Origin of the sequence: Pedobacter sp. PLR, from assembly GCF_026239675.1 — a bacterium.
Classification (GTDB): Bacteria; Bacteroidota; Bacteroidia; order Sphingobacteriales; family Sphingobacteriaceae; genus Pedobacter.
On the sequence record NZ_JAPIVQ010000001.1, the window covers coordinates 408,663 to 427,064 of the forward strand.

The following is an 18,402-nucleotide window of genomic DNA, read 5'->3' on the forward strand; positions in this document are numbered from 1 at the left end:
TATATGAACATAGAATTAAGAAAACTTACTTTAGCAGATTATAATGATTTAAAGGAATCCATGTCCCAGGCCTATGATACATTAGGTGGGCAAATATGGAGTAAAAGCAGCATTGAAAGGTTGCTAAAGCTATTCCCTGAAGGTCAGCTCTGCATTTCGGTAGATGATAAAGTAGTAGCTTGTTCCTTATCTATTATTGTAGATTACGACGAATACGGGGATAAACATACTTACAAAAACATTACCGGAGATTATTCTTTCTCTACGCACGACAGAGAAGGCGATGTACTCTATGGGATAGAAATCTTTGTACACCCTGAGTACCGTGGACTAAGATTAGGACGTAGATTGTATGAAGCCAGAAAGGAACTTTGTGAAAGTTTAAACCTTAAAAGTATTGTTGCCGGTGGTAGAATCCCCAATTACCACCAATACGCAGATACCTTAACCCCAAGGCAATATATTGATAAGGTGAAAGCGAAAGAGATTTTCGACCCTACCCTTACCTTCCAGCTGTCCAACGATTTCCACGTTAGAAAAGTATTGAAAAACTACCTTCCCGGTGATCATGAATCTAAAGATTATGCGACCCTGCTGGAATGGAATAACATCTATTACCAGGGTGTAGATGCTTCTGCGCGTTCTGCAAAAACCATCCGGATCGGATTGGTGCAGTGGCAAATGCGCTTGTTCCCGGATATTGATGGTTTTTATGAACAGGTAGAGTTCTTTGTGGATGCAGTAAGCGGGTATCAGTCGGACTTTATCATGTTCCCGGAATTCTTTAATGCGCCATTATTACAACCTTACAATGACCTTCCGGAAATGGAAGCCATGCGTAAACTGGCAGAGTTCACCGAAGAGATTGTGGCCAGAATACAGGAATATGCTGTATCGTATAATGTAAATATTGTATCCGGAAGTATGCCTTTACTAGAGGACAACAAGCTGTACAATGCTACTTATTTATGTCACCGAAGTGGAAAAACTGATGAGTTCAGAAAGATTCACATCACCCCAAATGAGCAGAAATACTATGGTATGGTGGGCGGAGATAAGATTCAGGTTTTTGATACCGACTGTGGTAAAGTAGGTATCCTGATCTGTTATGATGTGGAATTCCCGGAGCTGAGCAGGATTTATGCCGATCAGGGGATGCAGATCCTTTTTGTACCCTTCCTAACCGATACTCAAAACGGTTATACCAGGGTAAGAAGATGCGCACAGGCAAGAGCAATAGAAAACGAGTGTTATGTGGCAATTGCAGGCTGTGTAGGGAACTTACCTAAGGTAAATAACATGGACATCCAGTTTGCACAATCCGCGGTGTTTACGCCTTCTGATTTCGCTTTTCCAACCAATGCGGTAAAAGCCGAAACTACGCCTAATACAGAAATGATGTTGGTAGTGGATGTAGACCTTCACTTATTGGATGAGATTCATCACTTTGGGACCGTAAGAATCCTGAAAGATCGTCGTAAAGATCTTTACGAAGTGCGTTTACTTAAATAGAAACGCGATTAGGAAATAAAATTATAGTACCATTAACCTTTCAGGTTAGTGGTGCTATTTAAAGTTTATCATAGCTATTTAAAGAATAGCCAGTAAATGAGCAAGCCGATGATCAGTATCGGAATAATCCATTTCAATACCACCGCAGCCCCATTTTTATCATATTCATCTACCGCCTCACGGGGAGGTCCCGGGTCATTCTGATGTTTAGCATAATCTGTTTCTATGGGTTTATGTGGCTTAAGTGGTTCCTGATATCCAGGATCATTGCCAGATTCTTTGCTATTTTCCATGATTTCATGATTTGGTGTACTTTAATAACACTATAACTTTTAAAAGGTTTTATTGCTAAACCTTATCTTTGTACCAGATGTTGAACAATCCGGCAAGATATAGTGCGTTAATTAAAGCGGAAGCCCTCCGGTTAGGCTTCATGCAATGCGGTATTGCCAGGGCGGGTTTTCTGGAAGAGGAAGCACCACGACTAGAGAAGTGGCTGGAAAACCAGCACCATGGAGAAATGAATTATATGGAAAATCATTTCGACAAAAGGCTGGACCCAAGACTATTGGTCGATGATGCAAAATCGGTGATCTCCCTTACCCTCAACTATTACCCTGAAAGCCAGCAACAAGATCCGGAAGCGCCGAAAATATCGAAATACGCTTACGGTATGGATTACCATCTGGTCATCAAAGACAAGCTTTTTCAATTGCTCAACTTTATCTCCGAAGAAATCGGCGAGGTATCCGGTCGTGCTTTTGTAGATTCAGCCCCCGTTTTAGATCGCGCATGGGCGAAAAAAGCAGGTATTGGCTGGATCGGAAAAAACAGTAACCTGATCAATAAAAAAAGTGGTTCTTTCTTTTTTCTCGCGGAACTGATTGTAGATCTGGACCTGGAATACGACCAGCCTTTTGAAACAGACCATTGCGGGACCTGCACCAAATGTATTGATGCCTGCCCTACCGATGCCATTTTATCACCTTTTATTATAGATGCAAAAAAATGTATTTCCTACCTGACCATAGAACTCAGAGAAGAAATCCCCAAATCATTTAATGATAAAATGGAGAACTGGATGTTTGGCTGTGACATTTGTCAGGATGTATGTCCCTGGAACCGGTTTTCCGTTCCGCATACCGAACCGCAATTCCAGCCCAATCAGAACTTGTTGAGCATGAAAAAGGAAGATTGGATGGACATTACAGAAGATGTATTCAAAACTATCTTCAAAAATTCTGCGGTAAAACGCACCAAATTTAAAGGGCTCAGCAGGAATATCGACTTTATTAAAACAACGAAATAATACAGCACAAGAAGGTAACACGGCTACAAAAAAAGCACCATTAAAAAATGGTGCTTTTTTTTGTATTCGATAACGCGTCTAAAATTGAATGTCTGATTAATTACCAGAATTTTAGCCCACATTATCCCTTTTATCTTTATCTGGAACCAATGCAGATCCCAATACTGCTTTTGCGAACTTCTTGTCCGTCACCACTTTGATGACTACTGTTCCGTCTCCATTTTCCCATACGCCAATACTTTTGTGAATATTAGTGCTAGAACCGTCGGTAAACGTGATTTTTAAGTCTATTGGCAAGGGTTTATTGCTTTTATTTCTGATCCTGAACTCATAACCGTCTGCGGTTTTCTCCCTGCCTTCAAGGGCCAGATCTGTGACGCCTTCTTCGAAGAACCAACGTTTCCAGAACCAATCCATATTTTTCCCCGAACCTTCATTCATGCTGTTGAAGAAATCGTATGGTGTAGGATGCTTACCATTCCATTGTTTAATATAGTGGTGCAAAGCTTTTAAAAACAACTCATCCCCCAGGTAATCTTTAACAAATAAATAGCCTAAACCTGGTTTCGGATAAGAATTCGTGAAAGTCCCTGAGCCTTTAAGTTCAGTACTTAAAGTAACAATCGGGGTATCATCTTTTGTACCCGAAGACATCGCTGTTGGTGCAATTCCATAATCATCCACCATATTGGTATCGATCATCGGAGCAATCAGCCATTCGCCAATTGTTGCCCAACCTTCATCCATCCAGGCGTATTTTGTCTCATTGGTGCCCATATAGAACGGGAACATCGTATGGAAAATCTCATGAATCGTCAGCGTAATCGCATCTTCTCTTTTTGCTACCGGGTTGTCGTTTACCATCATTGGATATTCCATCTGGTCAAGACCATCGAAGATCGTCTCATGAGCATATGGGTATGGCCATTTAGGGAAAGTATAGCTCATCGCATGTACCGTCTGACGCGCAAAATCTATCACCTCATAATAATCCTTATGAATTGGATTAAAAGCGGCATCTACACGTGTTCTTCTTCCGGTTTCAGGATCTACAACCAGACTGGTCGATTTCCATAAATAATGGTCACTGAGCGCAAACACGAAATCCGTTACATTCTTTGCGTCAAACTTCCAGGTATTGTAAGATTGATTGGCAGTAACCGCTTTATTGGCTAAATCCTGATCATTGATCACATCGATCACCTCATCTGACTTTTCTGCTTTTGCCAAACGTGCGGCAATATCTTTACGAAGTACCTGTTTCGCGTTCATTAAATCACCTGTAGCCCAAACTACAAAGTTTTTTGGAACGGTAATTTCCCCTTTGAAATTGCAAAAGTCATTGTAAAACTCCACATCCCCCAGGTAAGGAAACTTATTCCAGCCATCAACATCATCATACACCGCAATACGAGGGAAGAAATAGGCCACAAAATGCGAGCCTTCATCCACCTGACCTGTACGCATATGAGAGCCCTTATTCAGGTCATACTGGTAGTCAATTTTTAGTTTGATCTGTTTTCCTGGTGCCAGCGGAGCGATGACCGCCTGCATATTGGTACCTTCAATAGTAATCGATTCTTTAGCCACCTGATGGCCATCAGCTTGTATAGAAGCGATGTTTACGCCTTCATTAAGGTCGCGGTCATTGAATTTAGTATTGCGTGCTACCCCTTTTTTATAAAGGTTTGGGTATAGTTTAAACCACAATTGTTTCAGTGTATCCGGACTATTGTTATAATATACGACTTCCACTACTCCTTTCAATGCCCTGGTTCCCGGATTAAAATCCACCTTTAAATCATAATTGGCAGTATTCTGCCAGTATTTCGGACCTGGTTTTCCGGAAACATCCCTGGTACCCTTAGCGTAAGCGGCCTGTATTTCTGCAGGAACCGGTAAACTTTGCTGGGCAGATACCATACCGGATAGCCCAATAGAAAGGATAAGAAACGAGATTCTTTTGATCAGCATATAAATGTTTATTTTAAACAAAAAAGAGGTTGCCCAAAGTTAATTAACTTCCGGACAGCCTCTTTGTATTTTTATTGATATTCTTTATTTACCGAATTTCATTTTCAGTTGTTCCAACATATCATTGGTCACGTCAACGGCCGGTTTTGTTTTTTTCTCTTGTGGAGCTGCTGCAGGTTTAACCACATTGCCTGCGCCAGAATTTACAACTGGTTTTGGCTTAGCAGCCGCTACTTGCTGCTGTTTTTCCTGTTTCAACTGGTCCTTTTTCTTGTTCCATCTGGCCCAGATTTCTTCCAGCTTTTTCTTGGTATACAAAGGAAAATCTCCTTGTCTCATCCAGGAATAATAGCTAGGCTCTGTATCAAAAACCTGTTCTACAGTTTTACCTTTATGCTTACCGAAGTTAAAAGTTTCCTGTCCTTGCTCATTGAATACCATTCTGCCGGCAAAGTCTACCGGTTTGTTCATATTCGTGAAAGTATGCAAGGCATCAACATCATTCTTTACCGGTTTAGAAATATTACCTTGTTTATCTTCAAACTCAGTATCCTTATAGCGCTCAATCTGCGCCAGTAATACATGGTAAGTAGCCGTAATATCTGCTTCCGCAGAATGCGCATTAACAATATCTTTATCGCAGTAAAACTTATATGCAGCACGTAAAGTGCGTTGTTCCATTTGGTGAAAAACATTCTGAACGTCAACAAACTTCCTGTCAGACATCTCAAAATCTACTCCTGCTCTTAAAAACTCTTCCAGTAATACCGGAATGTCAAATCTGTTGGAATTGTAACCAGCAAGGTCAGCATCTCCAATAAACTCAGCCAGTTCAGCGGCCACCTCTTTAAAGGTTGGTTCATTGGCGATATCCTTATCATAAATCCCGTGAATCAGGGATGAAGCTAAAGGAATCGGCATCTCCGGATTAATGCGCATCGTTTTGATTTGCTCCGTACCATCGGGCATCGCTTTTAAAACGGCAATTTCAACAATGCGATCTGCACCTACATTAACACCTGTAGTTTCCAGATCAAAAAAAGCAAGAGGGCGGTTTAAATTTAATTTCATTCGTATATGTTGCTATTTTTAAAGGTTTGAATCCCCAGGAATCCATTAATTAACGCTTTGGTAGCAGTCCAAAAGTCGTAAAAATCATTCATTAAACCTGAACTTATTTAGTAATGCGCTAAATACCATCACGATGAATTCCATTAAAAGAATTTTTGAGGCGTTGAAGCACAATTATTATTAAAAATTCTTTGTTATCTTAAAGAAACTTAACTTCGTCTTTCGATTAATACGCTCTTATGAAATACCTTTTACTGTTCTCCTTTCTAGTCCTGGCCAAACTAACAGTTCTTGCGCAGGATTTCCCCTTTGCGGCAATTACCCATGAAGACATCGAGCTCAAAAACACCGTTATTGACTCCAGTGCAAACGCCATTGTACTCAAAGAATTTGGAACCGCCAGAATGCAACTGAATGTTGATGATAGCGGATTAATCATTCTTTATCGCTACCATGTGCGGATTAAGATCTTTAATAAACAAGGTTATGAGCAAGGTAACATTACCATTCCTCAGCGTATTTCCGGTGACAAAGAGGATCAGATTACTGATATAAAGGCAGTCACCATCAACTTTACTGATGGTCAGTTCAAGGAAAGCGCCCTTGATCCCAAGAAAATATTTAAGGAGAAAACCAGCCGGTACACCGCGCAGACCAAGTTTACCTTACCCAACTTACAGGACGGCAGCATTATTGAATACAGCTACGTAATCAGTATGCCCAATATCTTTAACTTTAAATCCTGGAAATTTCAATCTGACATTCCTAAACTTCATAGTGAATTTGTCGCTTTTATCCCCGGGCTATACAACTATAACGTAGTTTTAAGAGGCCCCTTAAAACTCAGCGATACCAAAGCAGAAATCGAAAGAGAGTGTATGAGAATAAACGGCACCCCTATTGACTGCTCAAAGATGACCTATACCATGAAGGACATCCCCGCCTTTATAGAAGAAGACTACATGACGGCTCCTGTTAATTTTAAATCAGCCATTAACTTTGAACTGTCTGACTACACCTTATTAAGCGGTGGAAAAGTCAATGTGACAAAGACCTGGAAGAGTATAGAATATGAGCTGACTTCCGATCGTTCTTTTGGTTCTCAAATGAAAAAGAAAGATGCTTTCAAAGAAGTAATGCCGGAGCTTTTAAAAAACACCTCAGACGACCTTTCAAAGGCTAAGGCTGTTTATGCATACATCTCAAAAAACATCAAATCCAATGGATACATTGGGATATACAGTGAAACTGATGTCAAAAAAGCATTAGCAACGCATTCCGGAAATACCGGGGATATCAATCTGGCCTTAATCTCGGCCCTGACAGCTGCAAATCTCGATGCCGAAGCCTTAATTCTCTCTACCCGTAACAATGGCGAGCTGAACCGCCTGTTTCCAGTCGTCAGTAATTTCAATTATGTAGTAGTGAAGCTAAATATCGGTGAAACCAGCTATTTACTGGATGCATCAGTTCCTTTGTTGCCTTTCGGCATGCTCCCATTAGAGTGTATCAACGGGCAGGGAAGAGTCATTAACTTAAAAAAACCTTCCTATTGGTACGATGTCAGCTCAGGACAGAAAGATTATACACGTTATAGTTTTAATGCAACCTTATCAAAAGATGGAAAGATAAAAGGAGAACTGATAACTTATTCTTCCGGTTATTCCGCCTTAAATAAAAGAAGGGCAATAGAAGAAGCCAATTCAATCGCTGCATATGTAGAGAAACTGGATGAAAAAATGCCAAAGATCAGTATTACTCAACATGAAATTAAAAACCTGGATAGTCTTAATCTTCCCCTGACAGAAAAATATGAACTGGTTATCAATTCTTATGACAGCGACAATATGTCGAAGATCTTCTTTAGCCCATTCTTCATAAGCCATGTCAGCAAAAACCCTTTTAACCTCAACGACAGGACTTATCCTGTAGATTTAGGCGGCAGCTCTGAATCCAGGATTACCATTCAACTGGATCTTCCGGAAGATTATGTGATGGCTGACCAACCGAAAAACATGAGCATTGGTTTAGCTGACAATGGTGGCAGGTACCTCACCAATACTGAAATGGCAGCGCACAGGATTACCTTTACACAGCTTCTGCAATTGAATAAACCAATCTACGACCCCTCAGAATACCTTTCTTTAAAAGAGTTTTATAGTCAGGTTATTCAAAATCAAAAAACGGACATCATCCTCCATAAAGCAAAATAAGATGAAGAAACTGATGCTGCTCCTGTTGTTCTTAGGAACAACTTTCTCCTGTTTTTCTCAGCCCGGCTATGCTGTGGATCAGATCCCTGCCAGCTTGAAAATCAATGCAAATTCTGTCATCCGTGAGATGGAAACAAAGGTAGAAATGCGGGACCTAGACCAGGTACTGATCAGTGTTAAAAAAGTGCTGACGGTATGGAATAAAAATGGTGATCCAAGAGCACAATTAGCTATTCATTATGACAAAAGCACAGTCATTCAACGTATAAAAGGACAGGTACTCGATGAGTTTGGCAAGTTGATCTATAAGTTTTCACAAAGTGAGTTCAACGATGAAAGTGCCGTAAGCAATGGTAGCCTGTATGTTGATTACCGGGTGAAATACTACAGTCCCACAGTGATGACCTACCCTTATACTGTTATTTATGAATATGAGTTGCGCAATAAACAAAATCTTATCCTTCCGGAATGGCAGGGCAACCCCTATCCTGATCAATCTGTAGAAAGCAATAAGTATGTATTTATTGCTAAACCTGAGGATGAGGTCCGGATTAAGGAAAGCAATTATCCGGGTAAAGGGGAAGTGCTTACCGCCGAAAAAACAAAAAGCTACACCTGGCAGCTGAGCAACAAACCCGCAAGAAAAAAAGAACCTTTTGCTCCTGATCCTGATTCCGACAATTATATCGCCACCGTAAAAATTGCAGCGAAACAATTCAGTTATTACGGGCATAAAGGCAGCTATAAAAACTGGGAAGAGTTGGGGAAATGGGTTTATGATGAGCTGATCAAAAACAGACAGGAATTACCGGAATCAGCCCTGCAAGAAGTAAAAACATTGGTTAACGGCATCAATGATGATCAGGAAAAGGCAAAAAAGATCTACGAATACGTACAGAAAAAAACCAGATATATCAGCGTACAAATAGGTATTGGAGGTTTTCAGCCTATGCCGGCAGCAGAAGTTCAGCAAACGGCTTACGGAGATTGTAAAGCATTGGTAAATTATACGCAAACGCTTTTGAAAAGTGTGGGCATCCCCTCTTTATATTGCGTAGTGAATGCCGGAAATGTTAAAAAGGATATTGAACCGGATTTTGCGGGTATGGAACAGGGCAACCATATCATTTTAGCTGTTCCGCTAAAAACGGATACCCTCTGGCTGGAATGCACCAGTTCGGAAGCCCCTTTTGGTTTCCTTGGTGATTTTACCGATGACAGAACGGTTTTCGCTTGTACTCCTGAAGGAGGGAAAATACTCAGGACTCCTAAGCTAAGCACTGCGATGAACCAGTTACAAAGCAACGCAACGCTTCAAATCGACTCCCTTGGGAACATCACCGGTCAGCTTAAGGCCATAAGTTCCGGGTCGCAATATAACAATTACAGCTACCTGATCGGGCAACCTGCTAAAGAGCAGCTGAAATTATTAAAAGACAGCTACGACATAGACAATATTAATTTCAGTGATTTTAAACTGAGTCAGGATAAGAGCCTGACTCCAAATACTGCGTTATCCTTTAACCTGGAGATTCCAAAGTATGCCGCAAAAAACAACAACCTTTTTTATCTGGAACTCAACATCTTTAATAAAGGACGGACCGTGCCTGAAGTAAAAAACAGAACCTTAAAAGTTTATGTGAATAGAGGTTATACGGATGAAGATGAGTTGATTTACCAGCTTCCGGCAGGCTTTAAACTGGAAGCCCTACCCAATAGCAAGCAAATCAACAGCGCATTTGGCAGCTATAGTTCAACGATTAAATTAGAAGGAAAAACCCTGATCTACAAGAGGAAGATCACGATAAAAGACGGGACTTATCCTGCAGAACAATATCAGGAATTCAGCACTTTTATGAACGATATCAATACTGCTGATCACAGTAGGGTGGTTTATAAGCTGTAATTAGCTGAGTATAATCAAGCCTAAGCCAATTCCGATGATCATGATCAGGTACATCAGGATTTCTGTAGTCGCAAATTTCTTATATTTTTTCCAGAAGGAATCTTCTTGTTTTGGTATAGACATATGGTTTCGCCGGGTTAGCCATGCAAATATAGGCTGATAATCCTATTCTTTTCAGTTTTTGCAGCGTATTGTCGGTAATTTCCCCGTAACGAATTAACTCAACCCTTAAACGATAAAAAAAAACGTATAACATTTAACGTTTCATTAATATTAAACTCATTATTTTGGGACTCAAATCAAAATCATGAGAATAAAACATCTACTTATCTACAGTTCCCTGATTATCTTCAGTTTAGCCGGTTGTACTAAGCAAATCGTATCCGAAGCCATTGAAGCTCCGATAGAAAACGTACCCGTAACTTACAAGATCACAGAGAATTTCGAGAATGTGACGAAAGACAAATACCTTGCATCTGACATTAATATATCTACCGGTTCCTGGAATTTTGATGATGCCTTAGTTGGTAATCTGGCTGCCGATCTTAAAAACGGACAGAAAAGTGTCCGCCTGAGAACGGGTTCGATGACGATGAATTTTGATGTTTCAGGTTTGAAAACATTATACATCAGTCACGGAAAATTTGGTAATGACAAAGATTTCAGCTGGCAATTATTGATGTCAGAAGATGGAGGAACAACTTTTACCCAGCTCGGAAAGGACATCGAGGAGAAGAATACCAAATTGGTTACCGATTCCTTTCAAATTGAGGCTAAAGGAAAAGTGCGTTTCCAAATCAGGAAGACCAGTGCAACTGACCGCGTTAATATTGATGACATTGTTTTTAAAGGAACCGGTGAATCGGGAATTATTGTCGGCGCCCCTGATACCGACCCGGGTGAAGATCCTTCAACACCTCCAGCTACTACTCCATCAAGGGACCTGATTGTAGCTGCTGATGCGCAACCGCTCGCCGGAGACGACAGTAATGCGCTTTTTGGAAACCCTTCCGCAGCCAATGGACTAAGTAGCGACAATTTCTTATTAGATATGCGTTATTATGTTCAATCTTATAGCAGCAGTCGCGGAACACCAAACTGGGTAAGCTGGCATTTAGATCCAAAAACCATTACCCAGGTGACTAAAAGGCTCGACAATTTCGCCGGTTATACAGGTCTGCCTGCTAATTTTTACCAGGTGTCCAGCACCAGCTATTATAACTCAGGTTTCGACAGGGGGCACAATTGTCCTTCCGCTGACCGTACCAGCTCAACAGCAGCAAATGGCGCAACTTTCCTCATGAACAATATGATTCCACAAGCTCCAAATAACAACCAGGGGCCATGGGCAGATTTTGAAAATTATCTACGCGCTCAGGTAGTTTCAGGAAATGAGGTGTATATCATCATGGGAAGCTATGGAGTTGGTGGAATTGGTAAGTCAGGAGCGGTCAGTACCACGATAGATAATGGTAAGGTAACTGTTCCAGGTAACGTGTGGAAAGTGGCCGTGATTATCAGAAATGGAGATGGAGATGCGACTAGAGTCAGTACTTCTACCAGGGTGATTGCGTTGAATACACCAAACATCAATACGATTGATAAGGATTGGAAAAAGCATATTATTACGGTTAGAGATATCGAGAAAGCCACAGGATACAACCTGCTTTCTGCATTGCCTCAAGGTATACAGGATGTTATTGAGATGAAAAAAGACGCCGGTAATTAATAAGGCTATTTTACCAGAAAGCGGTTGTTCCTGCTGGAACAACCGCTTCATTTTTTATCATTATTTAACTTCTGTCGTGTCCTGTGCTAAAAAGGGTAAGGTATAATTTCCGAAATCCAGACTCACCTTGTTAAAGCTGCTTTTCAGTTTAGCCTGATCTTTTTGCTCCACACCTGTTTGATACAGGTAAAGGTGTTGCAGTTCTTTAAGCCCTTTAAGCTGAGCAATAATCCCCGGGCTGGTTACTTTTGTCCCTACCAGATTGATGACCTGCAATTTTGGAAGGCCTTTAAGCAAGGCCAGACCTTTATCCGTTACCGCTGTATGACTCAGGTTAATTCTTCTCAGGTTTTGCAGTTTGGCCACATCAGCCATTCCTTGATCTGTAATGGAAGAATTCGACAGATTAACCCAGATCAGTTGTTTCTTTAAAGCATCTAACAACTTTAAAACCTCCGGATCTGCCTTTGCCGTAACAAAACTGGCCGACAAATAATTGCTGTTACTCAATACCGGAATCACCACCACCCCTGCTTTCTTTAATTGCTCAATTGCAGCTGGATCGGCTTTCCCGACTTCTTCCTCCGGAATATCTGACACCACCTTTTTCTTTGTAACTGCGGCTCCGGTTTGAAAGCTCATTAATACCGGTTTTATCTCTGCTGTTTGTTTTAAATCTGCGACTTTCTTATCAGCAGTAGCGCCTTCATTGATCCACCATTGCAGCAACTGAATCTCTTCAGCTGTGAGCTGTGGCTTTTCTTTTGGCGGCATATGGTCATCATTAGTGATTGGCAGGAGCATTCTTTTAATCAATTCACTCTCATTTGCTCTACCAGGGATCAGGCTCGAGCCATCTTCCCCACCTTTCAGCATAAAGCTGATGTTATCCATCCTCAGTTTACCTTTTTGTTTTTCGGAGCCATGGCAACTATAACAGCGGTTTTGCAACAATGGTTGCACTAAATGTGTATAGGCAATCGCTTTCTGTACATCGGCCACCGGCGGAATGGCAACCTTACTGCTCTCCCCTTTCAGTGCGGCCGTCATGTAATCAGAACCATGGGTTAGCGAGCCACCATAATGCCCTGTAAGGGTAATCAGGATAACCAACCCAGCGGAGGTCAGGTTGAGGAACAATTCCTTTACACCCTTCCGGTACATCAAATAGAGCAGGACTGCAATTATAGAAACACTGATTCCCATCCAAAAATGGAGGTCTACCAGGTCTCCGTCATAATCGCCACTTTCAGATAAAAGGTATCCGCTACCAGAAGAAAAAACCGCAGCCAATGCACCAAATAAACAGATTACAGGAATTGAATCTCTCAGAAAAACAAACTTCGGATTGATGGTTAACAGCTGAAAGAGACAACCCAGTAATAAAATTCCTATAGGCAGGTGGACTAATATCGGATGAAACCGACCAATAAATTCAGGTATAGTTAAAAGGATCATACTGCTTATTGGTAACGTTTACGTAATAGATTCATCATAAATACATTGACTGCCCATTGGTCAGCAACAGGTTGTCTGGTATAAGGCAATGTAGGCATATAATCCGGCGGACCAAACTCCGTCAGGATGGTCATTCTTTCTCCTTTTCTTTTCTTTCTTTCGATCACCTGATCCCACCATGCCAGGTGTGCATTCAACGCGTCGCTCCATTCCGGTGCTCCGGGATCGCTCACCTGTGGTCCTTCCGGATGACCTACCCTGGAATGGATATGATCTACCCGATCCAGCACCATCGCAATCGTTTCTTTTTGATTGCCAAGTAAACTTTCATGCACCACACACCAATGGGAAATATCTAAGGTAATCCGCAGCTCCGGATTATTTTCAATAAAATTCCTGGCAATTGGCGCTGCATACAGCATCCTTCCCCTGTGCGTTTCATGGTAAATCGGAACGCCTGAAGATTTTGCTTTCTTTACCGTATAGTCTATGATCTTTTTATTCTGCTCATAAGTAAAGTAATCCTTACCAGAATGACAATTGATAAAAAGGGGTTTCTGGAACTTATTGTCAATCGCGGCATCTATATATTTAATAAATGAACTGAGGTGTTGGTTGCTATCGTGTTCTCCGGCTCCACAAAGAAAGCCGAACTTTAAATCATGCTTTTTTAAGGCAGCAAACATCGCTTCCTGAGTCTTCAAATCGCTTCCCGGCCAGCCTAATTCTACCCCTTCATAACCTTCTTTTTTGGCCGCAGCACAAAAGTCTTCTATGGAACCATTATAGCCCCAGGAAGTAGCCATAAAAAGCAATTCATATCCTGCTTTGGCCTTCACAAAAGGAAGTTCCGAGGCTTTAATTTCAGCGAAAGGTACAAGCATGCCACCTGCCGCTGCTGTAACTGTTGTTTTCAAAAAATGTCTTCTATTTTGGTGCATTTAGTCTGTTCGTTATTAAATAAATTCTAAGCAACTATGTCTCTGATTACCTTTCCTGCGACGTCAGTCAGGCGGAAAGGTCTTCCCTGAAATGGGAACGTAAACTGCTCATGGTCGAAACCCAGCTGGTTTAAAATGGTGGCTTGTATGTCAAAAGGATCCACTTTACCGCTAAGCGCACTATACCCGATTTCATCGGTTTCGCCATGCGTATACCCTTTCTTGATACCTCCACCTGCCATCCACATGGTAAAAGCTTCGGTATGATGGTCTCTTCCATTATATGGATTTTGCACGCCGTTTCTGTTTTCCATCATTGGCGTACGTCCAAATTCACCACCCCAAACTACCAGCGTATCTTCCAGCATGCCTCTTTGTTTAAGATCAAGTAAAAGGGCTGTGATTGGCTTATCGGTGCTGCGACATTTATTTTTCAGGCCGATATTCAAAGAGTTAGCCGGTCCGTCGCCATGCGCGTCCCAACCCCAATCGAACAACTGTACAAAGCGTACTCCCTTCTCTACAAGTTTCCTTGCCAGTAGCACATTATTCGCAAAACAGGCTTTCCCTGGCTGTGTGCCGTACATATCATGAATATATTGAGGCTCATTATTAATGTCCATCACTTCCGGAGCGGAGATTTGCATGCGGTAAGCCATTTCGTACTGCGCTACGCGCGATTGTATTTCCGGATCATTATAGGTTGCATATTCTTCTAAATTCGAAGCATTTATGGCGTCTATCGATGCTTTTCTTAAATCCCTGCTCATGCCATGCGGATCTTTAATGAACAGTACGGGGTCCCCTTCGCTCCTACATTGCACGCCTTGATAAACCGAAGGCAGGAATCCACTTCCCCAGATACTTTTGCCGGCATCAGGAAAACTCCCTCCGCTGGTGAGCACCACAAAACCGGGTAGGTTTTGATTCTCTGTACCCAGTCCGTAAGTTGCCCAGCTACCAATGCTTGGTCTACCCAAACGGGCACTGCCGGTATGCATTAGCAATTGCGCAGGTGCATGGTTAAACTGATCTGTTGTAACCGCTTTTAAGAAACTCACCTCATCGGTCATCGTTGAGAAGTGAGGCATATTGTCACTTACCCAGGCTCTGCTCTGTCCATGTTGCGCAAATTTCGCCTGTGGCCCTAACATCTTAGGTACCCCGGTGATGAAGGCAAACTTTTTACCTGCCAATAAGGATGGCGGACAATCCTGCCCATCCATTTTCATCAGTTCAGGTTTGAAATCAAACAACTCCAATTGTGAAGGTGCACCAGCCATGTGTAAATAAATCACGCTTTTTGCTTTCCCTAAAAACGGTGGTGATTTTGGCAACAAAGGATGCGCAGCATCATATAAAACAGGATTATTCCCTTTTGCACCAAAACTACAGCCTCCAAATAAGGCACCCATTGCCAGGGCGCCAAGTCCCATGGCACTTTCTTTTAAAAAATGTCTTCGGGTATGTGCCCCTGCCTGGATCTCATTCGCTTCTTTTACCAGACGGTAGGCGTTTAGTTCATCTCTAGTCATATCTTTTAGTTTTTTGTGACTACCTCGTCAAGGTTTAACATTGCATTTGCGACGATTACCAGTGCGGCATTCTCCGGACTTTTATTTTCAGTGGCACCCATTAGCTCTTTCACCTTAGCCGGATTCACTTTGTAATCCGCTAAAGCCTTACGGTATAAATCATTAAATATCTTCAGTTTCTGTGCAGGAATAGGTTTGTACAACATATTCTGATACCCAGCCGCAATTTGTTTGAGGACTTCCTTTCCTCCTTCTTTTTGCATCCGCGTGGCGAAATGTTTGGCCAGATCAATATACACCCCATCATTAAGCGTCACCAATGCCTGCAAAGGCGTATTTGTACGGATCCTACGCGGTGCACAGGCCACACGCATTGCACCATCAAACGCAATCATGGAAGGATAGGGAGAGGTTCTTTTCCAATAGGTATATATTGCCCTTCTGTATTGATCTTCTCCGGTTGCATTGTTCCATTTATCGCCGTTATAAGGAGAGCTCCAAATACCTTCCGGCTGCCATGGCGTAACACCTACCCCATACATTTTAGTGCTTAGCATTCCGCTGATGGAAAGGTGCTGATCACGTAATTGCTCTGCCGACAGTCGCATTCTTGGTCCACGTGCATACAATTTATTGAACGGATCTTTCTCTTTTATTTCGTCGCTCAATCGGGAATCCTGTCTGTAGGTAGCGCTCATCACCATCTCTTTGATCATCCTTTTTACGCTCCATTTATAGTCGTGCATCAGGTCCCATGACAAGTGATCGAGCAGCTCTTTATGGCTCGGATTCATCCCTTGTGTACCCATATCTTCCAGTGTTTCCACAATTCCGGTTCCAAATAACTGTTCCCATAATCTGTTGGCCATAGTTCTGGAAAGTAGTGGGTTTTTGACATCAGTTAACCACATCGCCAGCCCCATTCTGTTTTTTGGTGCATTTGCCGGCATCGCATACGACAATGTTTTTGGCACTCCCGGCTGCACTTCTTTACCATGCGAAGTCCATGCGCCACGCTCAAAAACATATGTTTTACGCAACCTGTTGTCCGGATTTTCTACCATTACCGGTATCGTTTTTACATTGGCATTTAGCAGTGCCCAGAAAGTCTGTTTATTTTCCGCATAGCCAGGTTTGTTCTTCCCTGGAAATTGCTGGCCGAAATGAAACCAGTCGAAAGTGACTACCACCTCGTCTTTGTTGGTTGCTGCAGGGTTATAATAGCTCAGGTAAACATCATGAACTCCCTTTTGCGTTTTAAAATCTACCGGAAGGTTTTGATAACCCTTGGTTGCCGGAACATCCCATTCTGCAAATACAGGCCCGTTATGCTGATCTAAACGCAGTTGCATTTTCCCCCCGGTTTTCCCGGTGTTGTAGCGGTAGATGAGTTGATCCACCTGATCCAGGTCTACCTTCTCAATTCTCGCCACCGCATTGTTTCTAAAGAAAAGTGCAATGTTATTGTTTCCGATTACTGCATTCACCAGCTTATCGGTGGTGGTAGAGTTAATACTCGGCTGCCCGGTTTTCAGTAATTTATGTAGCTCTTTTGATTTACTGTCTGATACGTTTTGTTTCAACCAGGTGGTTAAGGAGGTTAATTTGTTATTCAGCGAATCATTGTATTGTCTCAATAACGGATACTCAGAAGCCAGATCTTCATCCCTGGAATTGTTAAAATAGGCCATGAATTTATAATATTCATCGTCTTTAAAAGGGTCATAAGGATGACTATGGCATTGTACACAAGCAAAAGTGGTGCTCAACAAGCCTTCCCAGGTGGTATTTACCCGATCCATTACTGCGGATACCCTGAATTCCTCATTATTGGTTCCACCTTCATCATTGCTCATCGTGTTTCTATTGAAAGCAGTGGCGATATACTGATCGTCGGTTGGGTTTACAAAGAAATCACCGGCAATCTGTTCTGTGATAAACTCATTGTAAGGTTTATCCTTATTAAAGGCACGGATCACCCAATCCCGGTATTGCCAGATGTTTCTATTGCCATCAGATTCGTATCCTTTTGTATCCGCATAACGGGCTACATCCAGCCACATCGATGCCCACTTCTCTCCAAAACGAGGGGAAGCCAGTAAAGAATCTACCAGAACTTCGTATGCTTTATCGGTATCCTTAGTCTTAAAGTATTGCTGAATTAAGGATTCTGAAGGAACCATCCCGATGAGATCAAGGCTTACTCTCCTTAACAAAGTCGGCTTATCCGCTTCTGCTGAAGGCTTTAGTTTCTCCTCTTCCAGCTTTGCCAGAATGAATTTATCGATGTTGTTTCTTCCCCAGTCCTCATCCACATCAGGAATTTCCACTTCTTTGACCGGTAGATAAGCCCAATGGTCGCCCCATTTGGCACCTTGTTTTACCCATCTGGTGAAAATATCAATTTCCTCCTCGCTAAGTGCCGTATGTTTATAGGGCATCCTGAGCTCCGGATCTTTGGAAGTTAAGCGTTTGATCATTTCACTATCCTCAGGATTTCCGGGGATGATGGCTGGCTTTCCGCTTTTGGTTGCTGCCAGGGCTTCTGCCTCGAACAGGAAGCTAAATCCGCCTTGCTTTTTCACACCTCCGTGACAGGAGATACATTTCTTGTTAATGATTGGCTTTACCTCGGTATTGAAGTCAACCGTTTTTTCATAGGGTATCAGCAGTGCCGCCGAAATGACTAATACAGAAAGAATGCATAGCACCCACAGCTTCTTATTACTAAAGAACTTCATGGTTTATGATTGG

General features: G+C 42.0%; 13 protein-coding genes. 5 read left to right on the plus strand and 8 right to left on the minus strand.

Features of this window, described 5'->3' with window-relative positions:
* The first annotated feature begins 3 nt into the window (after nt 1–3).
* A complete protein-coding gene (locus OQX61_RS01735) occupies nt 4–1,512 on the plus strand; it encodes a bifunctional GNAT family N-acetyltransferase/carbon-nitrogen hydrolase family protein (RefSeq protein ID WP_265839914.1) in 1,509 nt (502 codons plus the stop codon).
* A gap of 74 nt (nt 1,513–1,586) precedes the next feature.
* On the opposite strand, the gene OQX61_RS01740 is transcribed toward OQX61_RS01735, so the two are convergent.
* Nucleotides 1,587–1,805 carry a hypothetical protein gene (locus OQX61_RS01740; RefSeq protein WP_265839915.1) on the minus strand — a complete coding sequence of 73 codons (219 nt, stop codon included), beginning with the start codon at nt 1,803–1,805 and terminating at the stop codon, nt 1,587–1,589.
* 77 nt (nt 1,806–1,882) lie between these two features.
* On the opposite strand from OQX61_RS01740, the gene queG reads away from it, so the two are divergent.
* Complete coding sequence (queG, locus tag OQX61_RS01745; protein ID WP_265839916.1) at nt 1,883–2,821, plus strand: tRNA epoxyqueuosine(34) reductase QueG; 939 nt, start codon at nt 1,883–1,885, stop codon at nt 2,819–2,821.
* Between the two features lie 111 nt (nt 2,822–2,932).
* Here the strand turns inward: queG and OQX61_RS01750 are convergent, their stop codons facing one another.
* Both OQX61_RS01750 and OQX61_RS01755 read right to left on the minus strand, forming a co-directional pair.
* A complete protein-coding gene (locus tag OQX61_RS01750) occupies nt 2,933–4,795 on the minus strand; it encodes a M1 family metallopeptidase (protein WP_265839917.1) in 1,863 nt (620 codons plus the stop codon).
* Nucleotides 4,796–4,879: 84 nt separating this feature from the next.
* Nucleotides 4,880–5,866: a 3'-5' exonuclease gene (locus OQX61_RS01755; RefSeq protein ID WP_265839918.1), complete on the minus strand. Its 987-nt coding sequence runs from the start codon at nt 5,864–5,866 to the stop codon at nt 4,880–4,882.
* 239 nt (nt 5,867–6,105) lie between these two features.
* On the opposite strand from OQX61_RS01755, the gene OQX61_RS01760 reads away from it, so the two are divergent.
* Both OQX61_RS01760 and OQX61_RS01765 read left to right on the plus strand, forming a co-directional pair.
* Nucleotides 6,106–8,079 carry a DUF3857 domain-containing protein gene (locus OQX61_RS01760; RefSeq protein WP_265839919.1) on the plus strand — a complete coding sequence of 658 codons (1,974 nt, stop codon included), beginning with the start codon at nt 6,106–6,108 and terminating at the stop codon, nt 8,077–8,079.
* Between the two features lies 1 nt (nt 8,080).
* Nucleotides 8,081–9,985, plus strand: coding sequence for a DUF3857 domain-containing protein (locus OQX61_RS01765; protein WP_265839920.1), 1,905 nt, complete (start codon nt 8,081–8,083; stop codon nt 9,983–9,985).
* Here the strand turns inward: OQX61_RS01765 and OQX61_RS01770 are convergent, their stop codons facing one another.
* A complete protein-coding gene (locus tag OQX61_RS01770) occupies nt 9,986–10,108 on the minus strand; it encodes a hypothetical protein (protein ID WP_265839921.1) in 123 nt (40 codons plus the stop codon).
* Nucleotides 10,109–10,292: 184 nt separating this feature from the next.
* Between OQX61_RS01770 and OQX61_RS01775 the strand changes: the two genes are divergently transcribed.
* The gene (locus OQX61_RS01775) at nt 10,293–11,714 is read left to right on the plus strand and encodes a DNA/RNA non-specific endonuclease (protein ID WP_265839922.1); all 1,422 of its coding nucleotides are present in this window, start codon (nt 10,293–10,295) and stop codon (nt 11,712–11,714) included.
* A 60-nt stretch (nt 11,715–11,774) separates the two neighbouring features.
* Here OQX61_RS01775 and OQX61_RS01780 read toward each other — a convergent pair whose 3' ends face one another.
* From OQX61_RS01780 to OQX61_RS01795, 4 genes are read right to left on the minus strand one after another with little or no spacing between them, the layout of a single operon-like run.
* Nucleotides 11,775–13,172: a c-type cytochrome domain-containing protein gene (locus tag OQX61_RS01780; protein ID WP_265839923.1), complete on the minus strand. Its 1,398-nt coding sequence runs from the start codon at nt 13,170–13,172 to the stop codon at nt 11,775–11,777.
* Nucleotides 13,173–13,177: 5 nt separating this feature from the next.
* A complete protein-coding gene (locus OQX61_RS01785) occupies nt 13,178–14,089 on the minus strand; it encodes a sugar phosphate isomerase/epimerase (RefSeq protein WP_265839924.1) in 912 nt (303 codons plus the stop codon).
* Between the two features lie 50 nt (nt 14,090–14,139).
* Nucleotides 14,140–15,648 (minus strand): DUF1501 domain-containing protein, encoded by a 1,509-nt coding sequence (locus tag OQX61_RS01790; protein ID WP_265839925.1) that lies wholly within the window; start codon nt 15,646–15,648, stop codon nt 14,140–14,142.
* A gap of 5 nt (nt 15,649–15,653) precedes the next feature.
* Entirely contained in the window at nt 15,654–18,389 is a 2,736-nt protein-coding gene (locus OQX61_RS01795; protein ID WP_265839926.1) for a DUF1553 domain-containing protein, read from the minus strand.
* Nucleotides 18,390–18,402 lie beyond the last annotated feature (13 nt).

Bases quoted from the DNA above. Each gene is read 5' to 3' on its own strand.
- OQX61_RS01795 (WP_265839926.1), bottom strand. From the start codon at position 18,389: ATGAAGTTCTTTAGTAATAAGAAGCTGTGGGTGCTATGCATTCTTTCT.
- OQX61_RS01740 (WP_265839915.1), bottom strand. From the start codon at position 1,805: ATGGAAAATAGCAAAGAATCTGGCAATGATCCTGGATATCAGGAACCA.
- OQX61_RS01755 (WP_265839918.1), bottom strand. From the start codon at position 5,866: ATGAAATTAAATTTAAACCGCCCTCTTGCTTTTTTTGATCTGGAAACT.
- OQX61_RS01770 (WP_265839921.1), bottom strand. From the start codon at position 10,108: ATGTCTATACCAAAACAAGAAGATTCCTTCTGGAAAAAATATAAGAAA.
- OQX61_RS01750 (WP_265839917.1), bottom strand. From the start codon at position 4,795: ATGCTGATCAAAAGAATCTCGTTTCTTATCCTTTCTATTGGGCTATCC.
- OQX61_RS01780 (WP_265839923.1), bottom strand. From the start codon at position 13,172: ATGATCCTTTTAACTATACCTGAATTTATTGGTCGGTTTCATCCGATA.
- queG (WP_265839916.1), top strand. From the start codon at position 1,883: ATGTTGAACAATCCGGCAAGATATAGTGCGTTAATTAAAGCGGAAGCC.
- OQX61_RS01735 (WP_265839914.1), top strand. From the start codon at position 4: ATGAACATAGAATTAAGAAAACTTACTTTAGCAGATTATAATGATTTA.
- OQX61_RS01760 (WP_265839919.1), top strand. From the start codon at position 6,106: ATGAAATACCTTTTACTGTTCTCCTTTCTAGTCCTGGCCAAACTAACA.
- OQX61_RS01790 (WP_265839925.1), bottom strand. From the start codon at position 15,648: ATGACTAGAGATGAACTAAACGCCTACCGTCTGGTAAAAGAAGCGAAT.
- OQX61_RS01765 (WP_265839920.1), top strand. From the start codon at position 8,081: ATGAAGAAACTGATGCTGCTCCTGTTGTTCTTAGGAACAACTTTCTCC.
- OQX61_RS01775 (WP_265839922.1), top strand. From the start codon at position 10,293: ATGAGAATAAAACATCTACTTATCTACAGTTCCCTGATTATCTTCAGT.